Genomic DNA, 5,561 nt, shown 5'->3' with positions numbered 1-5,561 from the left:
TTTTGATGTCCAAGAAACGGGAGGCAGTTCACTTAGCGGGTTGCCCATCCGGGGCTTTAGCTACACAAAAAGCAACAGGCTAGTGGCCCGCCGCCGGAGCACCCTGACCTTCACCAGCGCCGTGGCTCTCACCGTCAGCCGAGTAGTCCGAATCCTTACGCGGCGTAGTCCACAGCACCAGCGCCGTCAGGACCGCGAAACCAAAAATGGAGAAGCCCATCGGCAGGTACTCATGCTCACCGGCAAACGACACCAGCGGCGCCGCCAACGCACCCAGCAGAGCCTGAATCGTACCCATCACCGCCGAAGCACTACCCGCCATGTGGCGCGCCTCGTTCAACGCCAACGCCGAAGCATTACCAAAAATCAGGCCGCACGAGCTGGTCAGCAGGAACAGCAGAACCAGCGTCGGCACCAGCGAAATACCGACAAGGAAGCTAACCAACAGCAGCGAAGACACCACCAGCAGGCTCACCACGCCAACATTCACAATGCGGCGCTGCGCCACACGACCAACCAGCTTCGTCGCAATCGCACTGAACAGCACAATGCCAATCGAGTTCACACCGAACACAATCGTGAACTGGGTTTCAGACAGACCCAGAATCTTCTGCAGCACAAACGTCGAACCAGAAATGTACGAGAACAGCGCACCAAACGCGAAGCACATCGTCAGCATGAAACCCAGGTAGCGGCGAATCTTGAAGACCTTCGGTAGCTCCGAGTACACGCTCAGGGCGGTGCCCTGGTAGCGTTCCTCCACCGGCAGGGTCTCCTTAATCACGAAGATCACGCCGAGCATCATGATCGCGGTAATCACGCCCAGCACATGGAAAATATCGCGCCAGCTGCCCCACGACAGCACCCAGCCACCAAACAGCGGCGCAAGCACCGGCGCGAAGCCGTTAATCATCATCATGACGCCCATGAGCTTAGCGGTCGCCAGACCCTCAGTCGTATCAGCCACGATAGAACGCGCCAACACCGCACCAATCGAACCGGTGAAGCCCATCATGAAACGCGCAAAAATCAGCAGCTCAATATTCGGCGCGAAACCACACGCCACCGTCGCAATGAAACAAACCACCGCACCGATCAGCAGCGGCTTGCGGCGGCCCGTCTTATCCGACAGCGGACCCACGACCAGCTGGCCGAGCGCCATACCCACCATGAACGCGCTCAACGTCAGCGATGCGTTCGTGCTGGTGGTGTTCAGATTCTCAGCGACTGAGGGCAGCGCCGCCAGGTACATGTCCGTGGCAAGCGGCGCGATAGCGGTCAGCAGCGCCAGAACTACGATAAAAATGGGCGATAGCCCGAAAGAGGTCTTAGTCGACTTCGAAGACATATGTCTTAGTTTTTCTTTCTGTGTGATGCGCATGCAACGGCGCCTGCGGCTCTACAAGACGTGGATGCAGCGGTACCGGATCCGGGGATGAGCTTGCGCAGGCTGGAAGCACAACTTGTTCACGGTAGCAGAATTGGGGGCGGCTTCGTAAGTTAAATGTTTGATATTTTTTTGAGCTAGGAGAGACAGGATTGCAGAGGGTACGCAGAAGGGACGGTGTTATCCTCGCTCCTACAGGGGCACCCGTCCTCGCTTCGCTTCGGACACCCTGATGTCGCTTACGGATAACACCGCCCCTTGAGCCGTTTGCTTTAGCTTGCCAATCAGCAACCCCCAGCCCATGTAGAAATATTTGAGAAATATTCTTGAGAAGCATTGCTCGGGGCGGCCGCATAACTTACGTTGGTCATACCACGCGATACAACCGGAGGGATAACCTCAGATGCGCAACCACTATTACAAATATTTGCTATGCATCCTGCTGCTTATAGCTTGTGTCTTGCTCATAATCTTTGCCGTGCTTTCTAGCAACAACCCGGGTAACGGCAAAGACGGCACTGCCTCCACGCACGCGCCGAGCAATACCTCAACCTACTGGGATAAAGACCGCATGGAATCCGCTAGCCCGGCTCCCATGCCCGAATAAAACAGGGCCTCAGTAAAACTGCCGCTAAATAGCCGTAGGGCCCAATGCTTCGAGATACACGAAGCATTGGGCCCTACTGTTTTGTAGGCGGCTGTTACTGCGCCGCGCTGTCGTAGATGAAGTCCACGGTCGCGTAGTCTTCCGGGATTTCGGCGAGCAGCGCCTCCTCCTGCGCCGCCCAGCGTTCCCAGTGCGGGCGGAACGTGTCACCATCACGAGCCAGGGCGCGTTCGCGGCGCACCTCGTCGGGAGCGGTGGCGAGGATACGCACCTCGCAGGCGCCCGCAATCGCGCCGACGCCCTCACAGATGATGACCTGCGTAGCCGCCGGGTCGACGGTGCGCTCCTCACCGGGTGCGCTCGCCTCCCAATCCCAGGGGGTGTAGGTTCCGGCAATGCCTTCGGTGAGCTGCACGGATAGCGCGTCCCACGCCTCCACGCCGTCGAAGAGGCCGTCCCAGCCGGGGTAGAAGTCGTCCAGGTGCAGCACGTGCACGCTGTGTCCGGCGGCGGTGAGTTCCTGCTCAAGCTGCGTGGCGAGGCTGGTCTTGCCGGTGCCGCTGCGGCCGTCAATGCCGATAATCAGCGGGATCTGTGCGAAGTCGGCGAGGAACTGGGCACGGAATTCGGTGAATTCGGCGGTGTCCATGTCGAAGTCGTTGCCGATGCCGTGCTCCAGGCGCAGCATGTCTTTGCAGAGCTCCAGGATTTCGGTGGTGCCGGTGACGCGGCGGTTCTGGTTCAGGGGAATACGCTGACTCACTGCGCGTCGCCTTCCTGCTTGAGGTGGTTGATGAGGCCGCGTGCGGCGGCGTCAATGAGGTCGGTGGTGTACACGAAGTCGCGTTCGCTACCGTACCAGGGGTCGTAGATGCCGAGCTGGTCCAGGTGGGTGGTGGTGACCTTCGGGTCGAAGCTGCGCATCATGCGGATCTTGGCTTTGTCCTCGTCGTTGCGGGCGAGGGCTTTGAGGCGCAGGTAGTGGGGTGCGTCCATGGCGAGGATGAGGTCGTTGCGGTCGAAGTCCTCGACGGTGAAGACGCTGGCGCGGTGCGCGGACGGGTCGATACCGCGGGTGGTGAGCTGCGCGGCGGCGCGCGGGTCGATGCGGTTGCCTTCTTCTTCGTTGCTGATGCCGCTGGAGGTGACGGTGACGGGCACGCCGGCTTCTTGGGCGTGCTGGCGGATGAGGTATTCGCCGACGGGGGAGCGGCAGATGTTGCCGGTGCAGACAGTCATGATTCGGTACATGGTTCTAGTGTATCGGTGGGGTAGAGGGTGCGGCACAGCCCCGCTGCATCAGAGGATACAGGCGGGGCTGTGCTGGTGGGCTACTCCTGGTGCTGGGGAGAGCGTTGAATTCTGCAGCATGTGACACTCATATGGGTGTACTCCTTAGTTTTTTCATCCCATGAACCAGGGTCAAAAACTACGGTCCCGAAGGGGACGCTGAAGGTTTTATCCCCGAGCGTTGCGCTACCAAGTTCAATAGGCTGGCTATCGGAACGAACAGAGAAGTTGCTGTCTTCCCAATTGACTTGGTCAGAGAATCGGGCTGAGTCAGAACCCTCTGCAAATGTGGGTGCATACTTTTCGAAGTAGGTGCTTCGGAAGGTCATTTCTCCGTTGAAGGTTGCATCCTGGAAGTATATGTATCTGCTGAAATTTGTCCCCTCGAAGCGTGTACCTCCGTTGAAGGTCGTGCCTATAAAGTATGCATCTCCGGTGAAGGTCGCGCGCGCAAAGTATACGTATGAGTCTCTGTTGAAGGTCGCGCGCGTAAAATATGCATTTCTGTCGAAGGTCGCGTCCCGGAAACGTGCCTCTCCGGTGAAGGTTGCCGTCCAGAAGTTCGCGTCTCCGCCGAAATCCGCGTTCAAGAAGTCTGCGAATCTGTTGAAGACCGCGTACGAGAAATCTGCCGTTCTGCTGAAGGCTACGTCTACGAAGTATGCACGTTCGTTGAAGATCGTATATCTAAAATCTGTGTTTCCTGTAAAGATTGCGCCCGTGAAGTCTGCGTTTCCGGTGAACTTTGCGAATATGAAGTTCGTGTTTCTGTAGAATCGGGCAGAGCTGAATTGACCTTGTTCAATGGTGAGGTTGTTCAGGGGATAGAAAATGGGTGCTCGGCTAAAGTCGAACTTGAAGCCGCTCCACGCGCCGGATTTAACAGTTACCTTCTTGCTCTCATCCACACTGACAGTGCTGCTACGTTTGCTCATTTCCTCAAAAATGGCGCGGCGTACGTCCTGTTCTGCGTGGAACTTTGCATAGTCTGCGGTGATATCTTTAGGCTTTTTGTATTCATCAGAATCTTCGAAACGCTTAAGTAGAACCTGGAGCAGTGAAGACTCTTCTTCACTGAGCTTCTCGGATTCTGATTTCTGGAGCTTTTCTAGTTCTTCGCGGGCTTCATATTCTTCAATTTTCTCTGCCAAGGGGAAAGGGGAACGAATATAGGCGCAAAGGTTATTAATAATAATCTGCCCCTCTTCTTGTTGCTCGTCTGGTTCGAGAGAATCATCAGCAATCCATTCATCGACTAGACCAACAAGGGTATAGATACCGCCCAGACGGACGGCTGCTTTTTCGTTGGCCAACTGTTCTACCGCAGTGGTGTACCGGCTACGTCGTTCCGCATACACCTGGCGGGTATGGTCGTTCTCGTTTTTCTCTTTTTCCTGGTTATTCTTTCGGTGAGTCTCACCAAGAGTGATGACACCCAGAACACCACCGGTGGTGTAGAGAAGAGCCTGGCGAAGAGCTGAGCCATCATCATTTTTACCAAAACCCGAGTTAATTGCGATAGGTAAGAAGAAAGCTGCGGCTCCGCCCAAGACCGCGATTGCACCAAGCCAGCAGTAGAACAGAGGCGCTTTCTGCTTGAGATTGCGGAGATGTGCATAGAGCAAGAGACCGGAAACTAAAACTGTGCATACGCCAAGCAACAGCCAAGCCCCCGTTGACGGTTCTAAAGACATTATGTCTAGTTCTCCTATCTACGATGAGAGGAATGGTTACCTCTCAGCATAGTGCACAAGCTACCTGACAGGGGCGTCTAACGGCCATATAAATGAAAGCCCCGCCGATGTGGTTTGAACTGCGCCCCGAAACTTGGACGCTATAAATAAGTAACCCTTACACAGCTCCCAACAGGGCCTGAACCCGGTACTCTACCGGGGTCAGGCCCTTAAGCTTTACCTGGCGCCTTACCGTATTCCAGTGCATGATATAGGCCTCAAGGTCAGCTTTGAAACTCTCGAAGGTCTGCCAGTCTTGGCCACGAAAAAACTCGTCCTTCAGGTGTCCGAAGACCTGCTCAGTGGCGCCATTATCAATGCAGTTACCCTTGCGTGACATACTCTGAACAAAACCATTATCAGCAAGCGTTCTGACATAGGTCTCATGCTGATACTGCCACCCCATATCCGAATGCAAAATCGGTTCAACCCCTGCAGGCTTGGCATCCATGAGTACCTGAAGCATCTGTTGCTACTGGGCAAGATTAGGGCACATCGAGATGGAGTGAGCGACAATCTCTTTACTGGCAAAGTCATAGACCGG

6 protein-coding genes are annotated in these 5,561 nt (G+C 55.7%); 1 reads left to right on the top strand and 5 read right to left on the bottom strand.

Annotation, left to right across the window (positions count from 1 at the left end; translation table 11 throughout):
- Window positions 1–79 precede the first annotated feature (79 nt).
- Window positions 80–1,348: a multidrug effflux MFS transporter gene (locus O3675_RS08960; RefSeq protein WP_371572131.1), complete on the bottom strand. Its 1,269-nt coding sequence runs from the start codon at window positions 1,346–1,348 to the stop codon at window positions 80–82.
- A gap of 517 nt (window positions 1,349–1,865) precedes the next feature.
- Here O3675_RS08960 and O3675_RS08955 point away from each other — a divergent pair.
- A complete protein-coding gene (locus O3675_RS08955; RefSeq protein ID WP_371572129.1) occupies window positions 1,866–1,994 on the top strand; it encodes a hypothetical protein in 129 nt (42 codons plus the stop codon).
- A 94-nt stretch (window positions 1,995–2,088) separates the two neighbouring features.
- Here the strand turns inward: O3675_RS08955 and O3675_RS08950 are convergent, their stop codons facing one another.
- From O3675_RS08950 to O3675_RS08935, 4 genes are all read right to left on the bottom strand, one after another.
- Window positions 2,089–2,757, bottom strand: a complete 669-nt coding sequence (locus O3675_RS08950; protein WP_371572127.1) for a hypothetical protein — start codon at window positions 2,755–2,757, stop codon at window positions 2,089–2,091.
- On the bottom strand, window positions 2,754–3,233 hold the full coding sequence (locus O3675_RS08945) for a low molecular weight protein-tyrosine-phosphatase (RefSeq protein ID WP_246823098.1): 480 nt from the start codon (window positions 3,231–3,233) through the stop codon (window positions 2,754–2,756). Before O3675_RS08945 ends, O3675_RS08950 begins: the two co-directional genes overlap by 4 nt.
- Before the next feature lie 92 nt (window positions 3,234–3,325).
- On the bottom strand, window positions 3,326–4,978 hold the full coding sequence (locus tag O3675_RS08940) for a pentapeptide repeat-containing protein (protein WP_070846907.1): 1,653 nt from the start codon (window positions 4,976–4,978) through the stop codon (window positions 3,326–3,328).
- Between the two features lie 157 nt (window positions 4,979–5,135).
- The gene (locus O3675_RS08935; RefSeq protein WP_371572124.1) at window positions 5,136–5,483 is read right to left on the bottom strand and encodes a transposase; all 348 of its coding nucleotides are present in this window, start codon (window positions 5,481–5,483) and stop codon (window positions 5,136–5,138) included.
- Between the last annotated feature and the right edge of the window lie 78 nt (window positions 5,484–5,561).

Source organism: Rothia sp. 27098_8_27 (genome assembly GCF_041432805.1).
Lineage (GTDB): Bacteria > Actinomycetota > Actinomycetes > Actinomycetales > Micrococcaceae > Rothia > Rothia mucilaginosa.
Note: the sequence above shows the minus strand (reverse complement) of the source record. Positions and strands in the feature narration are given on the sequence as shown.